The sequence below is a fragment of the Clostridioides sp. ZZV15-6383 genome (assembly GCF_020657735.1).
Lineage (GTDB): Bacteria > Bacillota > Clostridia > Peptostreptococcales > Peptostreptococcaceae > Clostridioides > Clostridioides difficile_D.
Genome location: NZ_JAGWCV010000015.1, coordinates 20,026 through 43,636, shown reverse-complemented (window position 1 = coordinate 43,636; position 23,611 = coordinate 20,026). Strand labels below are relative to the sequence as shown.

The following is a 23,611-nucleotide window of genomic DNA, read 5'->3' as shown; positions in this document are numbered from 1 at the left end:
ATGATTTTTATTAATCGTGTTGAGGCTTTTTTAATAAAGATGATGATACGCCAAAGATACTAGAATTTATGCTTAAAGATGGAAGAGGAAAAAATTTAGAATTAATTGGTGGTTCAGATGGATATGACTTAAGTTATTCTAAGGGTAATTATTTTGAATCTTCTTTAGAGTATGAAATTAAAAAGGATGTTAAAAAGATAAGTATTACTCCAATAATAGAAGACTGGAATAAAGAAATGAATAATATAACAACGTTTAGAAATCAAAGCATAAATGTTGATATAAGTAAATAGATATATTTTCACATAAAAAATTGTCGACTCATATAATTATATAGGGGAATACTCGATATTTATAGAGTATTACTCTACCTTTAAAAGAAGGAGGATTAATTATATGAGTGATTACAATGGTCTTTCAGCTCCAAGCTTATATCAAGATGTAGGTGCAACAGGACCAACTGGTGCTACGGGTCCAACAGGCCCGACTGGGCCTAGAGGAATAACAGGAGCAACAGGAGCAAATGGAATAACAGGTCCAACAGGAAATACAGGGGCAACAGGAGCAAATGGAATAACAGGTCCAACAGGAAATATGGGAGCAACAGGAGCAAATGGAATAACAGGTTCTACAGGTCCTAGGGGAGCGACAGGAGCAACAGGGGCAAATGGAATAACAGGTCCAACAGGGAATACAGGAGCGACAGGAGCAAATGGAATAACAGGTCCAACAGGTAATAAAGGAGCAACAGGAGCAAATGGAATAACAGGCTCTACAGGTCCAACAGGAAATACAGGAGCAACAGGAGCAAATGGAATAACAGGTCCAACAGGAGCAACAGGAGTCACTGGGTCAACAGGCCCAACAGGAAACACAGGAGCAACTGGAGTAACCGGAGCAAATGGGATAACAGGAGCAACAGGGAATACAGGAGTGACAGGAGCAAATGGAGAGACTGGAGCAACCGGACCAACAGGAAATACAGGAGCTACAGGACCAACAGGAAGTATAGGAGCAACTGGAGCAAACGGAGCCACTGGGTCAACAGGTCCAATAGGAGTAACTGGTCCAACCGGAGCAGATGGAGAAGCAGGTCCAACCGGAGCAGTAGGAGCAACAGGTCCAGATGGAGCAATAGGTCCAACGGGAAATACAGGAGCAACGGGAGCGACAGGAGCAGATGGAGCGATAGGTCCAACAGGAGCAACAGGAGCCACTGGGACAAATGGAGAGATAGGTCCAACTGGCTCAACAGGAGCAACGGGAGCAGACGGAGCGATAGGTTCAACGGGAGTAACTGGAGCAACAGGTCCGACTGGAGCAGATGGAGCAGTAGGACCAACCGGAGCAACGGGAGCAACTGGGGCAAATGGAGCAACAGGCCCAACCGGAGCAGTAGGAGCAACAGGAGCAACGGGAGCAGATGGAGTGATAGGCCCAACGGGAGCAACCGGAGCAAACGGAGTGGCTGGAGCGACAGGAGCAACGGGAGCAACCGGAGCAAATGGAGCAACAGGTCCAACAGGAGCAGTAGGAGCAACGGGAGCAAATGGAGTAGCAGGAGCAATAGGTCCAACAGGAGCGACTGGAGCAAATGGAGCAACAGGCCCAACAGGAAACACAGGGGCAACCGGAGCAAATGGAGCAACAGGTCCAACAGGAAACACAGGAGCAACGGGAGTACTAGCATCAAACAATGCACAATTTATAGTATCTTCTTCAAGCTTAGGAAATAATTCACTAGTGACATTTAACTCATCATTTATAAATGGAACCAATATAACTTTTCCAACAAGTAGTACTATAAATCTTGCAGTTGGAGGGATATATAATGTATCTTTTGGTATACGTGCTACGCTTTCGCTTGCAGGGTTTATGTCAATTACTACTAACTTTAATGGAGCAGCTCAAAATAACTTTGTTGCAAAAGCAGTAAATACACTTACTTCATCAGATGTAAGTGTAAGTTTAAGCTTTTTGGTTGATACTAGAGCAGCAGCTGTTACTTTAAGTTTTACATTTGGTTCAGGTACAACAGGTACTTCTCCAGCTGGGTATGTATCAGTTTATAGAATACAATAATTAATATAATAAATAAGAAAAACTATAAATAACAAACAATATGATTTTACATGGTAATAAATAAAATAATAGTTAAAAGAATTTTTATAGGCAAAAAAGAATATATGTTAAAATCTCAATCCATTGAGTATTCAAATTACAAAATATGAATATCTAAATAGATTGAGATTTATTATGTACAAAACCTATCCTAATATATCTGACATTTTATAAAGTCCAGATTGCTTACCAATTAAAAATTTAGCTGCAACTATAGAACCGTTTGCAAATACCTCGTCAGATTGAGAATGATGACTTAATGTAAGAACTTCATTATCACCTGCAAATATAACATCATGGTCACTAATTATATTACCACCTCTTATAGAGTGTATTCCAACTTCATTTGATTTTCTTTTACAATCTCTACCATATCTCCCATGTGTATTTATCTTTTGAGGTAAGACTTCTTTAATTGCATTGGCTATCATAGTAGCAGTTCCACTAGGAGCATCTTCTTTTCTATTATGATGCTTTTCTATGATTTCAATATCAAAACTTTCTAACATTTTTGAAGCATCCTTAACTAATTTTATTAAAATGTTTACTCCAAGAGATGTATTTGATGATAACAATATAGGAATATTTTTTGATGCTTCTTCTATTTTGTTTAAATCACTTTCATCATATCCAGTAGTAGCCAATACTACAGGTGTATTATTTTTTAGTGCATATGATAATATTGGTTCTAAAGTCTCATGATGTGAAAAGTCTATTATTACATCAGCTTTTTCAGTTACATCAGTCATTGTTTTGTAAAGTTTTGTACCACCATGATAACTTTTTTCATCAGCAGACCTAGCTACACCACAAACTAACTCTAATTCATTATCTTTTTTTACACATTCAGCTAACACTCTTCCCATTGTTCCATTATAACCACTAATTATAACTTTCAACATAAATTCCTCCTATGAAATTAATAAAAATTTGTTATATTGCTATAAGTTTATTTTATCACTAATACAATTTATATAAAATAATATTAGTGATAATAAGCTTATAACTTACCAGATATTAAAAAAATTGCATCCAGATTTAATATATATTAAATATAAGTTCATATCTCATAAAATTTATTTAAAAATCAATATATTAATGTGTCAAAATCTTCATCTGATGAAAAAGTAGATATATCAACTAATTCAAGAGGTAAGAAAGTATCTTTAAAAACAATGACTCTTAATAATGAAAAGCAGAAAGTTAATGATTTATTAGGAAACCCGATTATAATAGGAGTTGTTGTAATTTGGAAGGTTATAGATGCAACAAAGGCTGTGTTCAATGTGGATAATTATAATACTTTTTTATCTATTCAATGTGATTCTACTATTCGTAATATTTCAAGACTCTATCCATATGATGTGTCTGAAGATGGAGATGAAAAATCTCTTCGTGGCAGTAGTCAGGAAATAGCAGATAGATTAAAAGATGAATTACAGTCAAGAGTTGATATTGCTGGAATTGAAGTATGTGAAGTGAGAATTACTCACCTTTCTTATGCACCAGAGATTGCAGCAGCAATGTTACAACGTCAACAAGCTGAGGCTATAATAGCAGCACGTAAAAAGATTGTTGAAGGGGCTGTAAGTATGGTAGAGATGGCATTAACTAATTTAAGTGAAAATAATGTTGTAACTTTAGATGAAGAACGTAAAGCAGTTATGGTAAGTAATCTATTAGTGGTTCTTTGTGGCAATAAAGATGCACAACCAGTAGTAAATAGTAGTTCTATTTATTAAGCTATAGAAAATTTAATAGTTTGTTTCGTTGATATATTGAAGGAAATAAAAATACTTATAAGCAAGAAATAAAAATGCTACAAGAATGAATAAGAGAATTGTAAAAATAAATAAAATAAGCATAAATAAGAGAAAAAATATTATAAAAAAGAGGGTGCCTCCAATGAATTAAATTCATACAGAGACACCTTTTTAATTAATCTTTTTAATTAATATATTACTATTTAATTAATCTAAATTTCTAAGGTCTTCCATAAGTTTAGTCTTGTCAGCCGTTTTTTCGTCTTTCATTTTTATAACTTTAGCAGGAGAACCAGCAACAACAGCACCAGCTTCTACGTCAGTAGTTACAACAGCACCAGCTGCAACAACAGCACCTTTACCGATTCTAACACCTTCAAGAATAACTGCATTAGCTCCTATTAAAACATCATCTTCAACTATAACAGGAGTAGCAGAAGGTGGCTCTAAAACACCAGCAACAACAGCACCAGCACCTAAATGAACATTTTTACCAAGAGTACCTCTAGCTCCAATAACAGCATTCATATCTACCATAGAACCTTCACCAATAACAGCTCCTATATTTATAACAGCTCCCATCATTACAATAGCATTTTTTTCTATAGTAACCATGTCTCTTATTATTGCACCTGGCTCAATTCTTGCATGTTCACTTAAAGTATTTTTTAGAGGAATAGCAGAATTTCTTCTATCGTATTCTACATGAGTATCTGTTATATCATTACCATGTTTGTCTAATACTTCCATTATATCTTCGTAGTCACCTACAAATATATAAGAGCCATTACTTCCAAATACCTTAAACTTATCAGTTGATTGGAAATGTAAAGAGTTTGTATTTACATATACCTTAACAGGTGTTTTCTTTTTAACTTCTTTTATATACCTTGCTATTTCATAAGCATCGTTTAAATTTACCATTTGTTAATTCTCCTTGTATTTCATTATATTTCTTTTATTATATACTTATTTGTCAATTTTAGTATATACTTACTTCTCATTATTTATATTTTATTTTACAGGTTTTTATTGTATAAGCATAGTATTAAATGAATTTATTTATTGTATATGTTTGATTATACTGTGTATTATTATCTTGTTATTATCCTAACATGCTGTCCATATTATAAAATCCTGGTTTTTGTTTAACTAAGTATTTAGCAGCAGCTATAGAACCACTTGCAAAGATACCACGAGATTGGGCTTGATGGCTTATTGTAAGGACTTCATTATCTCCAGCAAATAGAGCATCATGTTCACCAACGATATTTCCACCTCTTATAGCATGAATACCAACTTCATTTGGTTGTCTTTTTGCACTACGGCCATATCTACCATAATTATTTTCAACGTTTGGTAAAACCTCTTTTATAGCGTTAGCAATCATAACAGCTGTGCCACTTGGGGCATCTACTTTTCTGTTGTGATGTTTTTCTATTATTTCTATATCAAATCCTTCTAATAATTTAGCTGCATCTTTAACCAATTTTACTAATACATTTACACCAAGAGACATATTATATGATTGGAATACAGGAATAACTTTAGCTGCTTCATGTATTTTGTTCATTTCTTCATCATTATATCCAGTAGTAGCAATTACTAAAGGAGTCTTAGTCTTTAAAACATAAGATAAGATATTATCTAAATTAGAGTGATGAGAAAAATCTATAACCACATCAACTTCTTCCACTATAGTGCTCATATCTTCATAGATTTTAAGGTCGCCTTCACAGCTATCCATACCTCTAGCTGAAACACAAACCAATTCTAATTCACTATCTTCTCTTATAGTATCGGCTAAAATCTTACCCATTTTTCCATCATAACCAGTTGCTATAACTTTTAACATAATTTCCTCCTATGATTAAGGGCTAACTTTTGACCAAACTTATTTTTTATCCTGCATTAATTTTTATTATGCATTAACTTTTAGTCCAAAGTTAACTAACTCTTTCTTTAACACTTCTAAATTTGCTGGGTCCATTTCTGCTAGAGGTAATCTTAAATCTCCAACATTGAATCCCAATAAATTCATTGCAGTCTTAACTGGTATAGGATTTACTTCTATAAATAAAGCTGCAATTAGAGCATCCATACCAAGTTGTAATTTTCTAGAACCTTCTATATCACCTTCAAAGAACTTAGCTACTAAATCGTGAGTTTCTTGAGGGCAAACATTAGCAAGTACTGATATAACTCCTTGACCTCCTAAAGATAATAAAGGAAGTATAGTATCATCATTACCAGAGTAGATAGCAAAGTCATCTGGAACTAAACTAGCTATTTCTGCAACTTGTCCTAAGTCCCCACTAGCTTCTTTTACAGCAACTATATTATCTATCTTAGCAAGTTCAACTATAAGACTAGGGCTTATATTTACACAAGTTCTTCCAGGGACATTATAAAGTATAATTGGAAGTTTAACACTGTTAGCGATTGTTTCAAAATGACGCTTAAGTCCAGCTTTATTAGCTTTATTGTAATAAGGAGTTATTATTAATAGAGCATCTACTCCTAATTTTTCAGCTTCTTGACTTAAATTAACTGAGTGCATAGTATCATTAGAACCACTTCCAGCTATAACAGGAACTCTTTTATTAACTTTTTCAACAACATACTTAATAGTAGCAAGTTGTTCTTCATCAGTCATAGTATTAGCTTCACCAGTAGTACCACAAGATACTATAGCATCAGTACCATTAGCTATTTGGTATTCAACTAATTCACCTAATTTGTCAAAATCAACTTTGTTATCCTTTGTAAATGGAGTAATTAGAGCAACAGCAGAACCTTTAAATATCATATAAAATCAATCCCCTCTTTTTTAGTTTTGTGTTTCATATTACAGCTACTTCTAATGCTTATTTTTTTTATTTATTATTAATATTTTACAAAATTATATATTTATACAAATTTGTATACTATACTATACTAAATCGTATGATAAAGCCATTTCAGCTATTTGAATTGCATTAGTTGCAGCACCTTTTCTTATATTGTCAGCAACAACCCAAAGATTTACACCACTGTCAACACTAAAGTCCCTTCTTATCCTTCCAACAAATACCTCATCTCTATCATCAAATTCTACAGCAGTTGGATATTCGTTTTTAGCAGGATTATCAACTACTACAACACCTGGAGTTTCTTCAAGTGTTTTTACTAAATCCTCTAATTCAAATGAATTGTTAAACTCAACATTTATAGATTCACTATGACCATTTCTTACTGGAACTCTTACAGTAGTTGCAGTTATTTTTAAATCGTAGTTATCAAGTATTTTCATAGTTTCATTTACCATTTTCATTTCTTCTTTAGTGTATCCATTTTCAGTAAATGAATCTATATGAGGAAGACAATTGTAAGAGATTTGATGAGGGTAGAATCCAGTAGGATTACCATTCATTCCTTTTTCTAAATCTTCAACACCTTTAACACCAGAGCCAGATACAGCTTGGTAAGTAGAGTAGACTACTCTCTTAATTTTGTACTTATCATCAAGTGCCTTAAGAGGAACCATAGCCTGTATAGTAGAGCAGTTAGGATTAGCTATTATACCTTTATGATTTTTTATAGCCTCTGGATTTACTTCAGGAACTACTAAAGGAACATCTGGATTCATTCTCCAGTGACTAGAGTTATCTACTACTAAGATTCCATTTGAAGCAGCTATTGGAGCATACTTTTCACTAATACTTCCTCCGGCAGAGAATAATGCTATTTGTATGCCTCTATCAGTAAATGAAGTTTCTTTTAATTCTTCTACTATATATTCTTTACCACAAAACATTACTTTAGAACCAGCTGATTTAGAAGAAGAGAATAAAAATAAATTTTCTATTGGAAAGTTTCTTTCTTCTAATACTTTTAAAAATGTTCTACCTACCATTCCAGTAGCACCAACTATTGCTACATTTACTTTTTTCATATAAATTCACCCCAATTTTAAATTATTAAAACATTATTTGATTTTAATTATACAAGTAAGATATGTTAATATTTTTATATATACAAAAACTTTAATATTATATTAACAACTTTAACTATATACAAAAAACGTACAAAGGTATACTTTGTACGTCTAGTTTATCACTCAAAGTAAACCCTGTAGCTCATCACTTACAATATAAGTGACAGTATTACACATGTTATGTGTAATCCCAGAAAATATTATTGCAAGAAATATTTTCTTCGGCTGTAAATCCTTTTTCCAATCATTAACACCTGCCAGCTACTATTGGATACTCTTAGTTACAGCTACCTCTACCCTAGGTTAATAGGATATTAAAATTTGATTATTCTAATAATAATACATATTCAAGAAAAAATCAACTTATTTATATACATATTGCTAAAATTTAAATCCAAAATTTGTCAATTCATCTTTTAACACACTAAGATTAGCTTCTTCCATTTCAGCTAAAGGAAGTCTTAAATCTCCAACATTAAAACCTAAAATATTCATGGCAGTTTTAACTGGAACTGGATTTACTTCTATAAATAGGGCAGCAATTAAAGCATCCATATCAAGTTGTAATTTTTTTGAGCCTTCAATATCACCTTCAAAGAATTTATTTACTAAATCATGTGTTTCTTTAGGACAGATGTTAGCAAGTACAGAGATAACACCACTTCCACCTAATGATAATAGTGGTAGTATAGTATCATCATTACCGGAGTATATAGCAAAATCTTTAGGTACTAATTTAGCTATTTCTGCAACTTGAGCTAAGTCTCCACTTGCTTCCTTTACAGCAACTATATTATCTATTTTAGCAAGTTCAGCCACAACAGATGGTTTTATATTTACTTTAGTTCTTCCTGGCACGTTGTATAAAATAATTGGTAACTTAACACTATTTGCTATTGTTTCAAAGTGAAGTTTAAGACCTTTTTCATTAGTCTTATTATAGTAAGGAGTTATTATTAAAAGACCATCCACACCTAATTTTTCGGCTTCTTGACTCATATGAACAGACAACATAGTATTGTTTGAACCAGTACCTGCTATAACAGGTATTCTCTTATTAACTTTTTCAACTGTATATTTTATTACAGCAAAAATTTCAGATTCACTCATAGTAGTCGCCTCACCTGTTGTTCCACAAACAACTAGTGCATCTGTGTCATTCTCAATGTGGTATTCGATTAATTCACCTAATTTTTCAAAGTTGACATTATTATCCTCTGTAAATGGGGTAACTAAAGCAACAGCAGAACCTTTAAATAACATATAATCAAATCTCCTTTTTTATCTAAATTTAATTTTTTAAGTACAATAATAATTATAGTACAAATTAATTAATTTTAATAGGTATAGTTAATATCTTAACTGTTTAAATAAGATATTTATATTATATTAATATTAGAAAAATTTGAAATAAATGTTTTATTCTCAAAATATGCATATTAATTTAATAAAATATACCAAAATGGAAATAAAAAATAAATTTTATGCGAATTTAATAACTAATAATTAATATATTTAGGTTATAATAAATATGTGCGTAAAATCTAATAATAAGTAATAATACCGAAAATTTAGGAGGAATAATATGGATACTTTAAAGGAACTTTTTAAAATAGGAAGTGGGCCTTCAAGTTCTCATACTATGGGGCCACAAAGAGCAGCAGAAAAATTTAAGAATGAAAATCCAGATGCAGAAAGTTTTAGAGCAATATTATATGGTAGTTTGGCAGCTACAGGGAAAGGTCATTTAACTGACTATATAATTGAAAAAACTATAGCACCTAAAAAAGTTGAAATTGTTTGGGAAGAAGATATTATAAAAGATTTTCACCCAAATGGAATGAAGTTTGAAGCTTTAGATAAAGATGGAAATGTAACAGCTGAATGGACTGTATATTCTATAGGTGGAGGGACTATAGCAGAGGAAGGTCAAAGAAACAGTAAAAGTAACAGCATATATCATTTAGATACTATGGATGAAATAGTAAAATGGTGTAAAGTAAATAATAAGACTTTAGTAGATTTTGTGTTGGAATGTGAACCAGAAGACATAAAAGATTATATAAAAACTATAAAAGATGCTATGAGAAAATCTATTGATGATGGATTAATCACAGATGAAATAATACCAGGTAAACTATTATTAAAAAGAAGAGCAAGTACATTTTATAATGAATATCAAAAAGATAAGAACTTCTCAACACTTGTATATGCATATGCACTAGCAGCTTCAGAGCAAAATGCTTCTGGAAATATAATAGTTACAGCTCCAACTTGTGGCTCTGCTGGTGTAATTCCAGGAATATTCTTTGCAATGCAAGATTTTTATAAGTACGATGACGAAAAAATAATTGAAGCATTACTTGTAGCTGGAATAATAGGTAATATAATAAAAACTAATGCTTCAATATCTGGAGCAGAGGTAGGATGTCAAGGTGAAGTTGGTGCAGCTTGTTCTATGGCAGCAGCGGCAGTAGCATACCTAAAAGGTGGAACTATAGACCATATTGAATATGCAGCAGAAATAGCACTTGAGCATCATCTAGGAATGACTTGTGACCCTGTATATGGATATGTTCAAATTCCATGTATAGAAAGAAATGCTATGGCAGCTCAAAGAGCTTATGATGCAGCTAATTATGCATTATTAACTGATGGCTCACACTCTGTCTCCTTAGACCAAGTTGTTGAAACAATGAAAGAAACTGGTATCGATATGATGGATAAGTACAAAGAAACAGCCAAGGGTGGACTTGCTAAACATTTCTTCTCTTGTTAAAAATAAAATTTTTTAATAATAATTCCCCTGTTTTGATTTATGAAACAGGGGAATTATTATTAATGGTGAATTATTTAATAATGCGAAATATTTTTATATTCAATCTAAATTTTTATTTAGTATAACATGTTATATAATATTTTAATTATAAGAGATATAGAAATATTTTTTTAATAAATTAGAAATTGGAGGAGATTACATGAGAGAGGCATCATATTTACAAGAACAAATTTATAAGCATAGGAAAGCATTAAACCCTATTGCAGAGATTGGGAGAAAAGAGTATAAGACTTCAAAATACATAAGAGATTATCTTGATAAATTAGGAATTGAGTATGAAGTTTACTTAGAAACAGGTATAGTAGGCGTAATAGAAGGTAAAAGACCTAAAAGAGATATAGCTTTTAGAGCTGATATAGATGGTCTTCATAGTGAAGAAGGGGTAAAACATTTATGTGGTCATGATGGACATGCTACTATATTACTTGGATTAATTGAGTATTTAAATGATAATAAAGAAGAGCTAAATGATAATATAGTATTCATATTTCAACCAGCAGAAGAAGGACCTGGTGGGGCAAAAGCTTTAATAGATGAAGGTGTGCTTAGGAAATACAATGTTGATGAGATATATGGGCTTCATATATATCCAGAGTTGCCAGAAGGTTATGTAGGTACAAGGGAAGGCTACTTTATGGCACAAATAGGGGATATTGATATAGAAGTAGTATCTAAAAGTGGACATGGAGCTATGCCACAAAATGGAATTGATGGTATAGTGATAGCTTCAAACTTTGTAAGTTCACTTCAAACTATAGTATCAAGAAATATAAGTCCAATAGACAATGCAGTGCTGACTATTGGTAGAATTGAAGGAGGGGCTAGAAGAAATATAATAGCTGAAAATATAAAGATGGAAGGTACTATGAGATGTTTTAGCCCAGAAGTGTATGAGAGAATGAAGCTTAGAGTTAGAGAGCTTGCTAGAGGGTTTGAATTAGCTTATAACTGTAAGATTAATATAAATATTATAGATGACTATATTGCTGTTAAAAATGATAAGGGATTGTATCAAGAGTTTGTTGAAGCTGTTGGAAATGATACTGTAGTAGAGTTAGAACCACTTATGATATCAGAAGATTTCTCTTATTATCAAAAGGAAGTTCCAGGATTATTTTTTATGCTAGGCTCAAGAAACGAAGAAAAAGGATTTGTAAATGGTCTTCATAATATAAACTTTAATTTTGATGAAAAGATATGTGTAAATGCATTGAATGTTTATGCAAAATTATTAAAATACAAAAAGGCTATAGATTAGAAAAATAAATTATAAGAATTAAAAAGCTGAAATACCTAAATTTAAAAAGAAGTGTATTGATAAATACCCCTTAGATATTTGTATAAATTTCTTTTAATTGACAAAAATACAAATGAGAAGGGGTGATTTTTTTGAAAGAAAATATGCAAAGAGAAAAGAAGCTAACTAATGGCAAGAATACTAAAATATTGACAAATGATGATATAATGAAATATGAGATAGCCTCAGAACTAGGTCTTATGGACAAAGTTGGTGAACGTGGATGGGCAGGGCTTACAGCTAAGGAAGCTGGAAGAATTGGAGGTATGCTTACATCACGCAAAAAGAGGCTGAAAAAGATTGTGGAGGGGCAGAATAAAAAGGATGAGTCAATATAGTGATTTTGCGTTTGTATATGATGAACTTATGAATGAAGTTGATTATAATGGATGGGTTAAATATATAGAAGACATAATAGATAGTGAAGGTGTAAAAGTAAAAAATATATTGGAATTGGCATGTGGTACAGGTAATCTTACAATCCCATTGACTAAAAAGAATTACGATATAGCTGGTATAGATATATCTGATGAAATGCTTAGTGTGGCAAGAGAAAAGGCAGAAAAAGAAGGAGTAGAACTAGTTTTACTTCAACAAGATATATCAGAGCTTGATTTTGAAATATCTGATTTGGATTGTGTACTTTGTGCTTGTGATGGATTCAACTATATAACTTATGATGATGATTTGGAAAATGTATTTTCAAAGACATATGAATTATTAAAGAAAGATGGAATATTTATATTTGATATAAGTTCATTTTATAAATTAGCCAACATATTGGGAAATAATATGTATGGAGAAAATAGAGAAGATATAGCATATATGTGGCAAAATTACTTTGATGAAGAAGAGAATCTAATTGAAATGGAACTGACATTTTTTATTAAAGACGAATGTGGAAAATTTGAAAGATTTGAAGAAATACACCAACAAAGAGCATATACTGAAGATGAGATAGTTGATATGCTTGAAAAATCTGGATTTAAGGATATAAAATCTTATGGAGATTTTACATTTGATAAACCTAATGAAGAAAGCCAAAGAATCTTCTTTATATGTAAAAAATAAGATATCTTTGGCTATACAAGATAATTATTAAAAATAACCATTATATAAAAATATAGAAAATGCAGTTCTATAGATTAAAATGAAAATAGAATGACTATTACTTAGTAAAATTAAAATAAAAGGGGTTTTGCCCAAGGTTAAGATAGATAAGTATTTATAGATTAAAATTAAGGTAGTAATATAATAAAATAGGACAATTAACGGAACATGGAGGAATATTAATGAGTGATTATGTACTAAGAGCAACATCAGGAAATGGTCAAGTTAGAGCATTTGTCGCAACTACTAGAAATACAGTAGAGGAAGCTAGAAGATTACATAAAACTACAAAAGTAGCAACAGCAGCACTTGGAAGAACATTAACAGCTACATCTATAATGGGACTAATGATGAAAAATGATAGTGATAAATTGACTGTAATAATAAAAGGTGGCGGTCCAATCGGAACTATTATTGCAACAGCAGATTCTACGGGAATGGTAAAAGGATATGTGGGAAATCCACAAGTAGAGGTTGAAGACTATCCAAATGGAAAGTTAAATGTAGCCGCAGCAGTAGGAACAGAAGGTGTTGTAAAAGTTATTAAAGACTTAGGTCTTAGAGAACCATATAATGGGACTTATCCATTGGTAAGTGGAGAAATTGCAGAAGACTTTACTTATTATTTTGCTGTATCAGAACAAACTCCTTCAGTAGTAGCTTTAGGTGTTCTTACAAAAGAAGATGAAGTAGAGTTTGCTGGAGGATTTATAGTGCAATTAATGCCAGATGCAGAAGAAGAGACTATTGCTAAGTTAGAGGAAAATGTAGCTAAATTATCTTCTATAACTAAAATGTTAAAAGAAGGAAAATCACCAGAGGATATATTAAATATTGTTTTAGATGGTTTGGAGCCTAAAATACTTGATACCTGCGAAGTTGGGTTTATGTGTGAATGTTCAAAAGAAAGAGTAAAAACTGCTTTGGTTGCAATCGGTAAAAAATCATTGGCTGAAATAATAGAAGAAGATAAAAAAGCAGAAGTTGGTTGCCAGTTCTGTAATAAGAAGTATGTGTATAGTGAAGAAGAGTTGCTTGAGATTTTAAAAGAAATGTAGACTATAAAAATAGTTGTATTGATATAAGCAATGTCAAAATGACATAGTAATGTCGTATTGATATAGTAATTAAAGTATAATTTATTAATAATAGGCATATTTCTATTAAAAAATAAGTTTATAAATTTTTAAGCTTAATAAATTTTAAGAATTAAGAAGCTTTCTGGCTGTAATATTTGAAGTGTTGCAGTTAGAAGGCTTTTTTATTTTATTATAGTTCGTGTCAAAGATTGTATGAAACAATAAAATATTGTAAAATAATTTGTATATTTAGACCTGATTGACACAAAGGTTTATAAGATATTTGAATTGATAAGAAGGAGAAAGTTTTACATATGGAAAGTAAAACGAAGCACATAGGAATAAGTATATTAATATTATTGATGATATTTTTAATTGCAAAGAATTTTAACGGAAAACTTGAAATGCCTATTCCTGAGAGTAATAGTAGAAAATTTAAATCAGCCATAGAAAGAATGGGGCAATTTTAAAGAAGCTTAAACGTGAACGTAAGATAAAAGATGATTTGTATTTTATTAAGCCAAAATATGTAAAGTATATACCAAGAAATGAAAGAGCTATCTATAAGGCAATGGATTTTAATGACTACAACAAAGTTAAGAGTGCATGTTATGAATATAAGGTTGTAAACTCAAAGCGCAAAATGTATGGTATAGGATATATTTCAGCGCATAGCTATTTTGAGCATCTTTTAAACGACCTTGAGCTTACATCTGTATTAAGTGAAGATTAATTAAAATAAAAGGATGCTATTTAGATAAAATATATGTGATAATGTTTAAATAAAATAGATATATATTTTACAAAAATCAAACCCTACACTATACTACCAGATAAAATCTACATGCTATAATTTGACCTGTATTTATGAAAAAGAAGGAGTAATCTAATAAAATAGTATTTTACTTATGTATAACTAACAACTATTATTACGATTTGCTCTAAAGAATTTAAAGAAAAATAATGCAGGAGGTAAAATATGAACAATGAATTTATAATTTTAAAAGGATGCAAAGAAAATAATTTAAACAACATTTTCTTAAAAATACCGAAAAGAAAAATAACCATATTCACAGGTGTATCAGGCTCTGGAAAATCATCTATTGTATTTGAGACAATTGCAAAAGAATCACAACGCCAACTAAATGAAAGGTTTAGTACATTTGTAAGAAGTTTTTTACCTAAGTATGGAGAGGTTAAAGCTGATTGTATAGAAAATCTTTCAACACCAATTATCATAGACCAAAGTAGACTTGGTGGTAATTCAAGGTCAACTCTAGGTACTATTACAGATGTAAATTCATTTTTAAGGGCTTTATATTCAAGATTTGGTAGTGAGTATATAGGTAACGCTAACATGTTTTCTTTTAATGATATTGATGGTATGTGTCCACACTGTCATGGACTTGGAAAAAAGTTAATCCCTAATATGAGTCAGATTCTTGATATGAATAAATCACTAAATGAAGGTGCTATATTGCTTTCAGGATTTGGAGTGGGTTCTTGGCACTGGAATATATTTGCTGAATCAGGATTTTTTGATATTGATAAAAAGATATGTGATTATTCAGATATAGAGTTAGAAAAATTTTTACATGGTAAAGCAGAAAAGATTAAGATAGAAAATGCTGGTCAAACTAACATGACATATGAAGGGTTAATGATTAAATTTAATCGTCTATATCTAAGTAAAGAAGGAGAAATCTCTGAAGCTACTAAGAAAAAATTAAGTAAACTTCTTATAGAAGATAAATGTCCTGTCTGTGATGGAAAAAGACTTCATAAAAGAGTATATAAGTCTTTGATTAATGGTTATAATATAGCAGATTTAACTAGTATGCAAATTGATGAATTGGTTGAAATTATTAAAAATATAGATGAGCCAGAAGCACAACCTCTACTTAAAGGAATAGTAGAAAAGTTAAATAGTATCATAGATATAGGTCTTGGATATTTAACTCTAGATAGGGAGACATCTTCTCTATCAGGAGGAGAATCACAGCGTATAAAGATGGTTAAGTATTTAAATAGTAATCTTGTTGATTTAATGTATATTTTTGATGAACCAAGTGTGGGGCTTCATCCAAAAGATGTGCATAAACTAAATAACCTTTTAAAACAACTACGTGATAAAGGGAATACGATTATAGTTGTTGAACATGACCCAGATGTTATTAAGATTGCAGACCATATTGTAGATATGGGACCAAGGGCAGGTAAGTATGGTGGAGAAGTTGTGTATGAAGGCAGTTATGAAAAGCTACTTACAAGTGGTACATTGACAGGGAATGTTTTAAGTAAATCTCTTTCTATTAAAGAAAGTATAAGAGAACATAGGGGATATTTAGAAATTAAAAATTGCAATAAGAACAACTTAAAAAATGTATCTATTGAGATACCTAAAGGTGTATTGACTTTAGTTACTGGAGTAGCAGGAGCGGGTAAAAGTACATTAATTAAGGATGAATTTTTAAAGCAAAACCCTAATGCTGTACTTATAGACCAAAGCCCTGTTTCAGCAAATTCAAGGTCAAGTTTAGCAACATATAGTGGAATTATGAACAATATAAGAAGTATATTTTCAAAAACAAATGGAGTAAAGGCTTCTTTATTCAGTTCAAATTCAGAAGGAGCTTGCGATAATTGTAAGGGTTCTGGTATAGTAGAGATGAATCTTGCTTTTATGGAGAGCATAAAGAGCACTTGTAATGCTTGTGAAGGTAAAAAATTTAAAAAAGAAGTTTTAGAATATAGATTTCAAGAGAAGAATATAATAGAAGTTCTTGAAATGTCTGTTTTAGATGCAATTGAATTTTTTAATTTAAAACAGATTAAAACAAAATTACAATGTATTGAAAAAATGGGTCTTGGATACCTTACTTTAGGACAAACTCTTGATACTTTATCTGGAGGAGAGTGTCAAAGATTAAAGCTTGCTAGTGAATTAAATAAGGAAAGTTCGGTGTATATATTAGATGAACCAACAACAGGTCTTCATATGGCTGATATTGAGAATTTTATAGGTATAATTGAAGAAATTGTAGATAATGGAAATACGGTTATAATAATTGAACATAATATAGATGTAATTAAAAGAGCTGATTGGATTATTGAGATGGGTCCTGAAGGAGGAACCAAAGGTGGGAGAGTAATATTTGAAGGAACTCCCAAACAATTATGTAACAATAAAATATCATTAACAGCAAAATATATAGTATAATAAATATATATGATATATTAATAAATATAATGGGTATATAAAATGATACTGAAACTTAATAGTAGTAAATAATATAAGAAATATTAAAATTTAATTAAATATAGTGTCAGAAATTCGTTTAAATATCAAATTTTTAACGATTCTGGCATTTTTTCTTATTTTTATGTAGGGTATCGAGATAAGATTCTCTAATAGTTACTTTTTTGTGCCTACTTGCAAGTTTGATATTATAATCTTAACATGTAATTTATAGAATAATTTGTTGATATATAAATGATGACTATTAACTACATTAAAATTTAAATCTTGTTAAGTAAAACTCATGAAAAGGAGTGAGATGAATGATAAAGGATATTCTAACCTTATTGTCTGAAAGAAGTGATTTTTTTATAAAGCTATCCATAGAGCACTTGACTATTTCTATTATTTCTATAATAATTGCAATTGTTTTAGGTGGTATAATTGGTATTATTGTAAGTGAATTTCATAATTCTTCTAAACCCATATTAGGAACTATCAATTTTCTATATACTATTCCATCTATTTCTATGTTAGGATTTCTTATACCATTTTCTGGAATAGGGAATACTACTGCTATTATTGCTCTTACTATTTATGCATTATTGCCTATGGTTAGAAATACATATACTGGAATTACTAATGTGGATAAAAATATTATTGAAGCTGCTAGAGGAATGGGAAGTACAGATTTTCAGATACTGTATAAAATAAAATTTCCACTAGCCTTGCCTGTTATTATGTCTGGTATTAGAAACATGGTAATTATGACAATTGCTCTAGCTGGTATCGCTTCATTTATAGGTGCTGGAGGTTTGGGTGTAGCCATATATAGAGGAATCACGACAAATAATACAGTAATGACAATTACTGGAAGCATACTTATTGCGCTATTAGCTCTAATATTTGATTTTGTTTTAGGACTAGTAGAAAGATTCTTTCAACGAAAAAGAAAAAAGAAAAATAGAAAAAAAGTTTTTGCTATTCTAGGAAGCCTTATTCTTATAGTAACTATCTTTACATTGTATTTCTTTAATTTTTCAAAGATTCAAACTATTCATATTGCTACAAAACCTATGACTGAACAATATATTCTTGGTGAGATGTTGGATATTTTGATTGAAAAAAACACAGACCTAAAAGTAGAAATTACACAAGGTGTAGGTGGGGGAACATCTAATATTCAGCCAGCTATGGAGAATGGAGAATTTGATATTTATCCAGAGTATACAGGGACAGGTTGGAATATGGTACTTAAAAAAAATGAATTATATACTGAAAATATGTTTAGTAAACTACAATCAGAATACAAAAATAAACTTAAAATGCAATGGACTGGTATGTATGGTTTTTCTAATAGTTATGCATTAGCAGTTAGAAAAGAAGTTGTAGATAAATATAATCTAAAAAAAATATCAGATTTAAAAGACATATCTTCTAAATTGACATTCGGAGCAGAATATGACTTTTATGAGAGAGAGGATGGATATACTCCATTGTGTAATACATATGGACTAAACTTTAAAAACACAGTTGATTTAGATATTGGATTAAAATATCAAGCTATCAATGAGGGTAAAATTGATGTAATGCCTATATTTACAACTGATGGTCAGTATAGCGTTTCAGACGTTGTAGTTTTAAAAGATGATAAAAGCTTCTATCCATCTTATCAATGTGGAAATGTTGTTCGTTCAGAGGTATTAGAAGAAAATCCAGAGCTATCAAAGATATTTAAGATGGTTGAAAGTATTCTGACTGATAAAGAAATGGCTAAAATGAATTATGATGTAGAAAACAACAATTTAGAGCCTAGAGAAGTTGCTCGTGAGTTTTTGAATAAAAAAGGTCTTTTATAATTGGAGGAAATAGAATGATACCTATTATACAATTTAAAAATATTGAAAAACAATACAATGACAAAACTATTATAGATAATCTTAATTTAGAGATAGAAAAAGGAGAATTTTTGACTGTTATTGGTTCATCTGGTTCTGGTAAGACAACACTCTTAAAAATGATTAATGGTTTGATTTTGCCAGATGGAGGAAATATTTTGATAAACCAAACCAATATCAAAAACGAGGGCTTAATTAAATTAAGAAGAAGAATAGGATACTGTGTACAAGGAAGTGTTCTTTTTCCTCATATGACTGTAGAAGAAAATATTTCATATGTACCAAACCTTCTAAGTAAAAAAAATAAATCAGAAGTAAAAAATGCTGTAGACAAATGGATGGAAATAGTGGGATTGCCAAATGATATGAAAGTACGTTATCCATCAGAATTGTCAGGTGGTCAACAACAGCGTGTAGGGATTGCAAGAGCTTTAGCTTCTTCTCCAGAAATTTTATTAATGGATGAACCTTTTGGTGCAGTCGATGAGATTACACGAAAGCAATTACAAAAAGAGATAAAAGAAATTCATAAAAAAACAGGAGTTACGATTATATTTATTACACATGATATTTATGAAGCTTTGATTTTAGGTACAAAGACTTTGGTATTAAATCATGGAGTTATTCAACAGTATGATACTCCTGATAACATTTTAAATGCCCCTGCTAATCAATTTGTAGACCAGTTATTGAATATAAGGAAATCTATAATAGATGGCGAGGATTTAAAAGAATAGATTAAAATTAAAAATTAAATTATTATGATAAAAACTATTGCCTTAGAGTTAACTTCAAGCTGTATACTTGAAGTGTAAAAGAGTTAGATTAAGGCATAGGGGGAATTAAAAATGATTAGAGACGAAGATTTAGGGATAGGAGCAGTTTTTCCTATTGGTGATGAAAATAAAGCATTTGAACAATATTTTACAGGAGAATGTTATTTGAATATGCTTAGCACTAATGGAGTAACAAAAGGTTATAATAAAATATACGAGGCTATAAGCTTATGATAAAATAGTACTAAGTATATAGATTTAATTTTGCAAATGATAAGGTGTTCTAATAAAAATGAATGTAGAAAATGAATTACTTAAAAATTTAGATAGATTACATACAACAGAGCTAGGTGTTGTAAGAATTAAGAAAAATCTTTCTTTGGAGACAAATGATGTAGTGGACTGGTGCAAAACTAAAATAGAATCTCCAAACGCCATTATTAACAGAAAGGAAAAAAACAGGTATATAAGTGTAGATGGTTGTATTATAACAGTAAATGCTTACAGCTATACAATTATTACAGCTCATAAAGAAAAGAAATGAATTGCAAGATACGAAAGTCAAGAGCATTTTCCACTGTTTGTAGTACCTATGAAAAAGTATGCAAAATAATATTACTTTTGAATAATAATTTGAATTTTAGAGGTTGATAAAATGAATGATACTGTAAAAGAAAAACTGGCAGAGTCACTAACTTCTAATACTACTGATATTTTACCTTATTTGCCTTATTTATTACAAGATTTTTGGGAATTAGGAAGTCACCAGAACAAATGCTACAATTATTTAAAAAATACATACCTTTTAATGGGGATACAAAAGTTTTGGATTTAGCTTGTGGGAAAGGTGCTGTATCTGTGAAGCTTGCAAAAGAGTTGAATATACATATTAAAGGTATAGATTTAATACCTGAATTCATTGATTATGCGAGAATAAAGGCTATTGAGTATAAGGTTGATGCTTTATGTGATTTTGAAGTGAATGATGCTAATAGCTCTGTAAAAGTTGAGCATGATTATGATTGTGTGATTTTTGGAGCTGTAGGAGATATTTTAGGTAATTATAAAGAAACTATCAGCAAGCTATTATCTACAATAAAAAGAAAGGGATTCATTTTAATTGATGATGCATATGTAGCAGATAAATCTACAAATGAACAACTTAACTTTGAGAGAGTGTATCCTACTTACAATGAGTGGAGTGTACTGTTCAAAGAATTAGGTCTGAAATTAATTGAATGTGTACCATGTTTAGAGCTTGAAAATGATGTTGATGAAGAAATGAACTGGATTATAACTCGTGCAAATGAACTAATTAAAAAATATCCTTCTCAAAAAGATATGTTTGAACAATATGTTATTAGCCAAAAAAATGAATATACTGATTTACAGCAGGACCTTGTTGGAGCAACTTGGATTTTACAAAAAGAATAAGACAAATATTAGACTAGATAATCAATGTCGTACTGAATTATCTCATGCCTAGTGAATATAAATAACATAAAAACCGTCAAGATGAATAGCTTAATCTTGCTTGACGGTTTTTAGTGTTTGTTGAAGTAAAATTTTATTTCTTTAGTATATCGCTTTTAGTCAAACCATTTGATTTAGCTTGAGTATTCCACTGATGATTACCCATAAGTTTATATAGGAATCTAGGGAAGTTAGGTGAAATAAAAAGATTATTTTTACTGGAATTATTAATATTTATATTGTCATTAAGTATATTTTTTGACAGTTTTTTTAATGTAATCCCTAAATCTTTTTTTTGTCCTTTACCCAAAGGGACGGATTCTAGTGAACCAAACATCTCCCCAGCTCCAATTCCAATACCTTGAACCCATGTAAAGTTGATTTTTTTACACCAATGCTCTATCATTTGAATCGCCAAATGATTATGTTCACCTTCATTGAATCCACAGTTAACTATTGCATACACTTGAATAGGTTTTTTATTTTGTGTCTTTAAAAATTTTTCACATTCCTCTAAAAAATGAAGCAAATGAGATGGAATACCATCTACATAAAGAGGAAATGCGATTATTAATCTATCACAATTAAGTATGGAATTAAGAGCATCAGTATACTTAGATGTGCTATCTATTTTAAATGTAAAAATTTTATTGTCATTTTGAATAAGTTGTTCTATTTCAGATAAAAAGTACTGTGAATTATTTTTACCTACTTTTGGACTACCATTTATCATTACTATATTCATATAGATTCACCTCTTATATCTTGGATATTTTCATAGAAACAAACAGAATGTTCTTTTATATTAAAATTTATAGCATTCCCATTTACTAATTTGGTAGCAGTTTCTTTTTCAGCTTCTGTAATACAATCTCCATAGAATATAGCTTTTAAATTTATCTGTTTGTCGTATCTACTTTTATGACGCATCATATTATTTTTTATTACAAAGTATGGAAGAATATAACTAATACTTTTATCAAGTACGTTTTTGACAAAAGGGCTAAACCCTCCGTAACAACATCTGCTTATTATAATAATTCCATCAGATTCATTTATAAGTTTACCCATGTTGCCGTAATAATCCTTTACAACACATTCAGTAGGTGTTTTAATCCAGCAACCAAAACAACCAATACATTTGTGAATTTCTTTTGTGTTTGGAAGTATTTTTATATTGTCATCAAGCTTAGGTAATATATTATCTAATTCTTCCTCGGTCAAATCATGTATTAAAAGCCTCATAAATTTAATCTCCTTTTATTATGTATGTTTACTTTTAAAAATTATATCTTATAGATTTTTCAGTAAATCTTTACACCAATTAATTACAAAATTATAATAGTCAACTCCATAAATCATTGTGGCATACATATATGTATATTGGTCAACACAATGATTTTCTTCTACATCAATTTTTTGTTTACTTAATTTATTTAGAAGTAATTCTACTTCAGTTATTAACATTTTTAAGTTTGTTTCAATTATTTCTTTGGGTAGATACTTGTAAAAGAATATATTAACAAGGTGGTCTTGCTTTGTTTTAGAAAAATTTATAGGTTTCTTTAACCATTCAAGAAATACTTCTTTACCAGTATTAGTTATGGAATATAGTTTTTTTAATTTGCTACCGTCTATAACTTCGTGATAGTGTATATATCCTTTTGTTTCTAATCTTTTAAGTGCAGGGTAGATACTGCCAAAGCTAGCGTCAAAAAAATATGAGGTACTTTCTGACATTATTTGTTTTAAGTCGTATCCACTTAATTCTTTTTCCATTAAAAATCCTAAAATAATGTATTCTAACATATTGCCTCCTAGTATCAATTAGATATATAACGATTCGATATACTTGTTATTCCAGATAATACATACTGTGTCAAGATACTTTTTAAAATAAGCAAAAAAGAATTAGAAATTAGTGGATAAATAAGAAAAAAAATTAATATAAAAGGTAATTAAATATCAATGGAGATTTAAAAATAGTTAAATCAAAGTAAGAGTCTAATATATAAAATTTATAGTAACTTTATAATTTAAA

At 30.4% G+C, this 23,611-nt stretch carries 24 protein-coding genes, 1 pseudogene and 1 riboswitch; of the genes and pseudogenes, 16 read left to right on the top strand and 9 right to left on the bottom strand.

The window, feature by feature from the left end:
• Positions 1-68: 68 nt before the first annotated feature.
• Positions 69-293 carry a hypothetical protein gene (locus KGF42_RS07835; RefSeq protein WP_227826077.1) on the top strand — a complete coding sequence of 75 codons (225 nt, stop codon included), beginning with the start codon at positions 69-71 and terminating at the stop codon, positions 291-293.
• A 103-nt stretch (positions 294-396) separates the two neighbouring features.
• The gene (locus KGF42_RS07830; RefSeq protein ID WP_227826076.1) at positions 397-2,082 is read left to right on the top strand and encodes an exosporium protein; all 1,686 of its coding nucleotides are present in this window, start codon (positions 397-399) and stop codon (positions 2,080-2,082) included.
• 185 nt (positions 2,083-2,267) lie between these two features.
• Here the strand turns inward: KGF42_RS07830 and dapB (KGF42_RS07825) are convergent, their stop codons facing one another.
• A complete protein-coding gene (gene dapB / locus KGF42_RS07825) occupies positions 2,268-3,023 on the bottom strand; it encodes a 4-hydroxy-tetrahydrodipicolinate reductase (protein ID WP_227823150.1) in 756 nt (251 codons plus the stop codon).
• 192 nt (positions 3,024-3,215) lie between these two features.
• Here dapB (KGF42_RS07825) and KGF42_RS07820 point away from each other — a divergent pair.
• Positions 3,216-3,863, top strand: a pseudogene (locus KGF42_RS07820) (SPFH domain-containing protein); the annotation flags it as partial.
• 228 nt (positions 3,864-4,091) lie between these two features.
• Here the strand turns inward: KGF42_RS07820 and dapD are convergent.
• From dapD to dapA (KGF42_RS07795), 5 genes are all read right to left on the bottom strand, one after another.
• Positions 4,092-4,808, bottom strand: a complete 717-nt coding sequence (gene dapD / locus KGF42_RS07815) for a 2,3,4,5-tetrahydropyridine-2,6-dicarboxylate N-acetyltransferase (RefSeq protein WP_227826075.1) — start codon at positions 4,806-4,808, stop codon at positions 4,092-4,094.
• A 181-nt stretch (positions 4,809-4,989) separates the two neighbouring features.
• Positions 4,990-5,739: a 4-hydroxy-tetrahydrodipicolinate reductase gene (gene dapB, locus KGF42_RS07810; protein ID WP_227823149.1), complete on the bottom strand. Its 750-nt coding sequence runs from the start codon at positions 5,737-5,739 to the stop codon at positions 4,990-4,992.
• Between the two features lie 66 nt (positions 5,740-5,805).
• Complete coding sequence (gene dapA, locus KGF42_RS07805) at positions 5,806-6,693, bottom strand: 4-hydroxy-tetrahydrodipicolinate synthase (protein ID WP_227823148.1); 888 nt, start codon at positions 6,691-6,693, stop codon at positions 5,806-5,808.
• A gap of 123 nt (positions 6,694-6,816) precedes the next feature.
• On the bottom strand, positions 6,817-7,818 hold the full coding sequence (locus KGF42_RS07800; RefSeq protein WP_227823147.1) for an aspartate-semialdehyde dehydrogenase: 1,002 nt from the start codon (positions 7,816-7,818) through the stop codon (positions 6,817-6,819).
• 172 nt (positions 7,819-7,990) lie between these two features.
• Positions 7,991-8,164: riboswitch (Lysine riboswitch) on the bottom strand.
• Between the two features lie 77 nt (positions 8,165-8,241).
• Complete coding sequence (gene dapA / locus KGF42_RS07795; RefSeq protein ID WP_227823146.1) at positions 8,242-9,123, bottom strand: 4-hydroxy-tetrahydrodipicolinate synthase; 882 nt, start codon at positions 9,121-9,123, stop codon at positions 8,242-8,244.
• A 322-nt stretch (positions 9,124-9,445) separates the two neighbouring features.
• Between dapA (KGF42_RS07795) and KGF42_RS07790 the strand changes: the two genes are divergently transcribed.
• The 13 genes from KGF42_RS07790 to KGF42_RS07730 all read left to right on the top strand — a co-directional run bounded on the left by KGF42_RS07790 (position 9,446) and on the right by KGF42_RS07730 (position 21,531).
• Positions 9,446-10,639, top strand: a complete 1,194-nt coding sequence (locus tag KGF42_RS07790) for an L-serine ammonia-lyase (protein WP_227826074.1) — start codon at positions 9,446-9,448, stop codon at positions 10,637-10,639.
• 199 nt (positions 10,640-10,838) lie between these two features.
• Positions 10,839-11,957 (top strand): N-acetyldiaminopimelate deacetylase, encoded by a 1,119-nt coding sequence (locus KGF42_RS07785; protein WP_227826073.1) that lies wholly within the window; start codon positions 10,839-10,841, stop codon positions 11,955-11,957.
• A gap of 131 nt (positions 11,958-12,088) precedes the next feature.
• Positions 12,089-12,334 (top strand): small, acid-soluble spore protein, alpha/beta type, encoded by a 246-nt coding sequence (locus KGF42_RS07780; protein WP_200907950.1) that lies wholly within the window; start codon positions 12,089-12,091, stop codon positions 12,332-12,334.
• Complete coding sequence (locus tag KGF42_RS07775) at positions 12,321-13,067, top strand: class I SAM-dependent methyltransferase (protein ID WP_227826072.1); 747 nt, start codon at positions 12,321-12,323, stop codon at positions 13,065-13,067. Before KGF42_RS07780 ends, KGF42_RS07775 begins: the two co-directional genes overlap by 14 nt.
• Positions 13,068-13,288: 221 nt before the next feature.
• The gene (gene hslO, locus KGF42_RS07770) at positions 13,289-14,164 is read left to right on the top strand and encodes an Hsp33 family molecular chaperone HslO (RefSeq protein WP_227826071.1); all 876 of its coding nucleotides are present in this window, start codon (positions 13,289-13,291) and stop codon (positions 14,162-14,164) included.
• A 335-nt stretch (positions 14,165-14,499) separates the two neighbouring features.
• The gene (locus KGF42_RS07765; RefSeq protein WP_227823141.1) at positions 14,500-14,655 is read left to right on the top strand and encodes a hypothetical protein; all 156 of its coding nucleotides are present in this window, start codon (positions 14,500-14,502) and stop codon (positions 14,653-14,655) included.
• Positions 14,656-14,690: 35 nt separating this feature from the next.
• Positions 14,691-14,918, top strand: a complete 228-nt coding sequence (locus tag KGF42_RS07760) for a hypothetical protein (RefSeq protein ID WP_227823140.1) — start codon at positions 14,691-14,693, stop codon at positions 14,916-14,918.
• A 246-nt stretch (positions 14,919-15,164) separates the two neighbouring features.
• Positions 15,165-17,405 carry an excinuclease ABC subunit UvrA gene (locus tag KGF42_RS07755; protein WP_227826070.1) on the top strand — a complete coding sequence of 747 codons (2,241 nt, stop codon included), beginning with the start codon at positions 15,165-15,167 and terminating at the stop codon, positions 17,403-17,405.
• A gap of 341 nt (positions 17,406-17,746) precedes the next feature.
• Positions 17,747-19,282, top strand: a complete 1,536-nt coding sequence (locus tag KGF42_RS07750; RefSeq protein WP_227826069.1) for a glycine betaine ABC transporter substrate-binding protein — start codon at positions 17,747-17,749, stop codon at positions 19,280-19,282.
• A gap of 14 nt (positions 19,283-19,296) precedes the next feature.
• Positions 19,297-20,058, top strand: a complete 762-nt coding sequence (locus KGF42_RS07745; protein WP_227826068.1) for an ABC transporter ATP-binding protein — start codon at positions 19,297-19,299, stop codon at positions 20,056-20,058.
• A gap of 111 nt (positions 20,059-20,169) precedes the next feature.
• Positions 20,170-20,331, top strand: coding sequence for a hypothetical protein (locus tag KGF42_RS07740; RefSeq protein WP_227826067.1), 162 nt, complete (start codon positions 20,170-20,172; stop codon positions 20,329-20,331).
• 58 nt (positions 20,332-20,389) lie between these two features.
• Positions 20,390-20,641 carry a DUF3781 domain-containing protein gene (locus tag KGF42_RS07735; RefSeq protein WP_227826066.1) on the top strand — a complete coding sequence of 84 codons (252 nt, stop codon included), beginning with the start codon at positions 20,390-20,392 and terminating at the stop codon, positions 20,639-20,641.
• Positions 20,642-20,871: 230 nt separating this feature from the next.
• A complete protein-coding gene (locus KGF42_RS07730) occupies positions 20,872-21,531 on the top strand; it encodes a class I SAM-dependent methyltransferase (RefSeq protein ID WP_227826065.1) in 660 nt (219 codons plus the stop codon).
• 133 nt (positions 21,532-21,664) lie between these two features.
• Here the strand turns inward: KGF42_RS07730 and KGF42_RS07725 are convergent, their stop codons facing one another.
• The 3 genes from KGF42_RS07725 to KGF42_RS07715 are packed head-to-tail and all read right to left on the bottom strand — an operon-like array spanning position 21,665 to position 23,379.
• Positions 21,665-22,315, bottom strand: a complete 651-nt coding sequence (locus tag KGF42_RS07725; RefSeq protein WP_054274246.1) for a hypothetical protein — start codon at positions 22,313-22,315, stop codon at positions 21,665-21,667.
• A complete protein-coding gene (locus KGF42_RS07720; protein ID WP_054274245.1) occupies positions 22,312-22,815 on the bottom strand; it encodes a flavodoxin family protein in 504 nt (167 codons plus the stop codon). The genes KGF42_RS07725 and KGF42_RS07720 overlap by 4 nt, the downstream gene beginning before the upstream one ends.
• A gap of 48 nt (positions 22,816-22,863) precedes the next feature.
• A complete protein-coding gene (locus KGF42_RS07715) occupies positions 22,864-23,379 on the bottom strand; it encodes a PadR family transcriptional regulator (RefSeq protein WP_021376471.1) in 516 nt (171 codons plus the stop codon).
• Positions 23,380-23,611 lie beyond the last annotated feature (232 nt).

What these genes read in the sequence shown, in the direction of transcription:
- KGF42_RS07835 (WP_227826077.1), top strand. Translation starts at nt 69, where the DNA reads ATGCTTAAAGATGGAAGAGGAAAAAATTTAGAATTAATTGGTGGTTCA.
- KGF42_RS07830 (WP_227826076.1), top strand. Translation starts at nt 397, where the DNA reads ATGAGTGATTACAATGGTCTTTCAGCTCCAAGCTTATATCAAGATGTA.
- dapB (WP_227823150.1), bottom strand. Translation starts at nt 3,023, where the DNA reads ATGTTGAAAGTTATAATTAGTGGTTATAATGGAACAATGGGAAGAGTG.
- dapD (WP_227826075.1), bottom strand. Translation starts at nt 4,808, where the DNA reads ATGGTAAATTTAAACGATGCTTATGAAATAGCAAGGTATATAAAAGAA.
- dapB (WP_227823149.1), bottom strand. Translation starts at nt 5,739, where the DNA reads ATGTTAAAAGTTATAGCAACTGGTTATGATGGAAAAATGGGTAAGATT.
- dapA (WP_227823148.1), bottom strand. Translation starts at nt 6,693, where the DNA reads ATGATATTTAAAGGTTCTGCTGTTGCTCTAATTACTCCATTTACAAAG.
- KGF42_RS07800 (WP_227823147.1), bottom strand. Translation starts at nt 7,818, where the DNA reads ATGAAAAAAGTAAATGTAGCAATAGTTGGTGCTACTGGAATGGTAGGT.
- dapA (WP_227823146.1), bottom strand. Translation starts at nt 9,123, where the DNA reads ATGTTATTTAAAGGTTCTGCTGTTGCTTTAGTTACCCCATTTACAGAG.
- KGF42_RS07790 (WP_227826074.1), top strand. Translation starts at nt 9,446, where the DNA reads ATGGATACTTTAAAGGAACTTTTTAAAATAGGAAGTGGGCCTTCAAGT.
- KGF42_RS07785 (WP_227826073.1), top strand. Translation starts at nt 10,839, where the DNA reads ATGAGAGAGGCATCATATTTACAAGAACAAATTTATAAGCATAGGAAA.
- KGF42_RS07775 (WP_227826072.1), top strand. Translation starts at nt 12,321, where the DNA reads ATGAGTCAATATAGTGATTTTGCGTTTGTATATGATGAACTTATGAAT.
- hslO (WP_227826071.1), top strand. Translation starts at nt 13,289, where the DNA reads ATGAGTGATTATGTACTAAGAGCAACATCAGGAAATGGTCAAGTTAGA.
- KGF42_RS07765 (WP_227823141.1), top strand. Translation starts at nt 14,500, where the DNA reads ATGGAAAGTAAAACGAAGCACATAGGAATAAGTATATTAATATTATTG.
- KGF42_RS07755 (WP_227826070.1), top strand. Translation starts at nt 15,165, where the DNA reads ATGAACAATGAATTTATAATTTTAAAAGGATGCAAAGAAAATAATTTA.
- KGF42_RS07750 (WP_227826069.1), top strand. Translation starts at nt 17,747, where the DNA reads ATGATAAAGGATATTCTAACCTTATTGTCTGAAAGAAGTGATTTTTTT.
- KGF42_RS07745 (WP_227826068.1), top strand. Translation starts at nt 19,297, where the DNA reads ATGATACCTATTATACAATTTAAAAATATTGAAAAACAATACAATGAC.
- KGF42_RS07740 (WP_227826067.1), top strand. Translation starts at nt 20,170, where the DNA reads ATGATTAGAGACGAAGATTTAGGGATAGGAGCAGTTTTTCCTATTGGT.
- KGF42_RS07735 (WP_227826066.1), top strand. Translation starts at nt 20,390, where the DNA reads ATGAATGTAGAAAATGAATTACTTAAAAATTTAGATAGATTACATACA.
- KGF42_RS07730 (WP_227826065.1), top strand. Translation starts at nt 20,872, where the DNA reads ATGCTACAATTATTTAAAAAATACATACCTTTTAATGGGGATACAAAA.
- KGF42_RS07725 (WP_054274246.1), bottom strand. Translation starts at nt 22,315, where the DNA reads ATGAATATAGTAATGATAAATGGTAGTCCAAAAGTAGGTAAAAATAAT.
- KGF42_RS07720 (WP_054274245.1), bottom strand. Translation starts at nt 22,815, where the DNA reads ATGAGGCTTTTAATACATGATTTGACCGAGGAAGAATTAGATAATATA.
- KGF42_RS07715 (WP_021376471.1), bottom strand. Translation starts at nt 23,379, where the DNA reads ATGTTAGAATACATTATTTTAGGATTTTTAATGGAAAAAGAATTAAGT.